The 2,771-nt window shown below is 65.5% G+C and carries 2 protein-coding genes and 1 pseudogene; 1 reads left to right on the top strand and 2 read right to left on the bottom strand.

What is annotated here, in order from left to right; translation table 11 throughout:
- Window positions 1-323 precede the first annotated feature (323 nt).
- A pseudogene (locus N4G66_RS44990) lies at window positions 324-590 on the top strand (transposase); the annotation flags it as partial.
- Window positions 591-737: 147 nt separating this feature from the next.
- On the opposite strand, the gene N4G66_RS44985 reads toward N4G66_RS44990, so the two are convergent.
- The gene (locus N4G66_RS44985) at window positions 738-1,121 is read right to left on the bottom strand and encodes a hypothetical protein (protein ID WP_261710125.1); all 384 of its coding nucleotides are present in this window, start codon (window positions 1,119-1,121) and stop codon (window positions 738-740) included.
- 29 nt (window positions 1,122-1,150) lie between these two features.
- Window positions 1,151-2,656, bottom strand: a complete 1,506-nt coding sequence (locus N4G66_RS44980) for a S1 RNA-binding domain-containing protein (RefSeq protein ID WP_261710124.1) — start codon at window positions 2,654-2,656, stop codon at window positions 1,151-1,153.
- Window positions 2,657-2,771: the final 115 nt, after the last annotated feature.

Below are 2,771 nucleotides of genomic sequence, written 5' to 3'. Positions count from 1 at the left end.
CAACCATTTCTGAATCATCAGGAGTGGCTTCTTACGAATCGACGTGTCGATTGCTTGGAGAAGCGAGCAGACTCTAGCCGCTGCCGCCGGAAGTGTCCAGCTCTAGGCAACTTCTCAATTCTGCCGCCCCGTTCAACCCGTGTCAACAAGTTTTTGAGGCGAAGAGGACACTAGCAGGTCAGCGGGTGCGCACGCACATCGGGTGGCCGTCGAGAGTGAACCTTCCCCTTGACCGCGGACACCTGGAGACCGGGACGTGAGGTTCCAGAGGAAGAAGTGCCAGGTGGGAAGCAAGAGCAGCCTAAGCAGGGCAGTACACGAAGGAGTTCAAACGGGACGCGGCCGCGCTCGTGCGCCCTTCCGGAAGGACCGTCACCGAGGCAGCCCGGGAGATCGGGGTCAGCACAGCAGGACTGCGGAACTGGGTCAAGCAGGACACGGTCGACCGTGAGCAGAAGGCTCCAGGAGAGCTGACGACAGCCGGGCGCGAAGAGCCGCGCCGACGGCGGAGGCCGGCCGCCGAGCAGGCGGAGACGATCGAGGTGCTGCGAAAAACGGCGGTCTTCTTCGCGAAGGAGAGCGATCGATGAGCGAGGTGTACGGCCCTGCACTCCCGAAGCTGCCATGAGCGGCAAGTAGCTCTACGTAATCAGGGCGTTGCTGCATCTCACCCGTTGGGGCGAGCCCTGAACGGCGCCAGCGCCGTAGCCGAGCCAGCTGCTTCTACCGAACCGCAATCAGTTGCCGGTGGTGAAGTCTTCTGATCGGTCTTGATGTAGGCGGATGTAGCGGTGGTTCAGCAGGTCGAGCGCATCGTGAATGCCGCCGCCGAACTCCTCACGAATCCTCTGCAGGGCTTGAATCCTGCGCCCCTCCAAGATCAGGTAGTCGATCTGCGACCAGCGCGGGTCTGTACCGTCGCTGGGTTGCTTGAGGGCATCGATCTCGGCCCGCAGCTGAGCAACAGCGGCGACGATCTCCTTGTCGGACGCGACGCTCAGGACAGTCAGTCCTTCGGGTCCCGGTTCCCGGCGCAGGATTCCAAGTTCCCTACAGAGCCACGCGCGCAGATCGCCGAGCTCGCGCCGAGTCGCGTCGCGCTGCGCGAGTGCCTCGTCCAACTCGGGCCTGCATCGGATTCGTCTCGTCGTCAGGCATGCGGCTGGTCCTCTGTACTAGCGGCAAGGGCCTGGACATGCGATAGGGCAATGCGGCGGCGCGCGAGATCGACATCGATGATCCTCGTGGTGAGGGCGTCGCCGACCTCGATGACGTCTTCGGGCGATTCATCCAGCTCGCTGGTGTGCACCAGCCCCTCGAAGCCGTCCTCTCGGTCTTCGATGCGTACGAAGACGCCGAACGGCACGATCTTGGTGACCGGCCCGGTGACGACCTGCCCGATCCGCTGCGCTACCTGCGGCCAGGGGTCCTCCTGTACTGCTCGGAGCGACAGCGGCACCCGTTCCCGGGCCATGTCGACGTCGAGGACTTCGGCCGTGATCTCCTGGCCGACGCTGACGATGTCGGACGGGTGGTTGAAGGGACGCCAGGACAGCTCCGGAATGTTGATCATCGCGGTGAAGCCGCCGATGTCCACGAAGGTGACGCCGAAGCTGGCGATGGACGTCACTGTGCCGGTGACAACCTGACCGCGCCGCAGGGTCTTCAGGAAAGCCCAGTCCCGGTCGCTGGGCGTCGGCTCGGTCTGCCAGCGTGCGCGCAGAACACCGTCGCTGTCGGACAGTACGGCGGTGAACAGTGGGAGATGTTCACCGGCATACATGGATACGGCGCCAGCAGCACGCGCGCTGGCGAGCTGGGAGGTCACTGCCTCGAACTGGGTCTCGTCCACGACCGTGCTGGTGATCTGCCCGTCCTCGTCCTCCCAGATGATCTCCACCAGGCCCTCGTCGGGCAGCGAGGCCACGGCCGTGTCGACGTCTGTGAGCAGGTCCGGCCAGACCGCCAACTGTGCACGTGGGGTCAGCCGGCAGCGCACGGCCTCGATGTTGTCACGGGTGAGGCGGTGCCACCGGGAGGCGTTCGCGGCGTAGGTCTCCTCCAGGAACGTGGCGCGGTGCGCGCTGACCGTCCAGTGCAGGCGAGCCCAGAAGTCGGCGTCGGCCGGGCGCTGCACGTGCTGGGGGTCGTGGGGGGCGAAGTCGTAAGGCGAGGCGTCCAGGCGTTCCGGGAACAGCCCGAGCGAGCGCGTTCGGGCCAATGCCGCTTCGCAGGGCCGACTGCTGCCGACGTAGAGGTACTGGTCCCAGCCGACGTGCACCGCGCATACTCCCTCCACCTCCAAGCGGCACCACGCGCCGTTGTCACGGAGCATGGCCCGGACGATTTCCAAGCCGACCGCGATCGGCACCACCGCCCCGTCATGGAAACCAGCGAGGCCGTGCGGGAAGAGACCGGCCAGACCGTAGCCGTCCACCGGCGGCTCCAGGCCGAAGTGGGCGAACCCGCTGATCTCCGGCTCGCGGATGGCCAACTGGTCGACGCCGATGGCTTCGGCGAAGGCAGCGACCGCTTGCAGGTAGGCGGCTTCGACCGGTCCGTGGTCGCTGATCGCCGGCTCGGCGCCGGTGTAGTGCCCGTGTTCGTCACGGTCGGCGGGATCGTACTTCGTCACGCGGTAGACGTAGGACAGCATGGCGTCATACTCCCGCTCCCTCCTCGTTTCCCGCCGAGGATTCTTCACTGAACCTCTTTCACCCCTGCCACACAGGATGAAAGAGGTTCACTGGGGTTGAGGCACAGGCACTGAC

Source organism: Streptomyces rhizosphaerihabitans, from assembly GCF_025399795.1.
GTDB lineage: Bacteria > Actinomycetota > Actinomycetes > Streptomycetales > Streptomycetaceae > Streptomyces > Streptomyces rhizosphaerihabitans.
Note: the sequence above shows the minus strand (reverse complement) of the source record. Positions and strands in the feature narration are given on the sequence as shown.

Excerpts from the sequence above, each read along its gene's own strand:
- N4G66_RS44980 (WP_261710124.1), bottom strand. The coding sequence starts at position 2,656 with ATGCTGTCCTACGTCTACCGCGTGACGAAGTACGATCCCGCCGACCGT.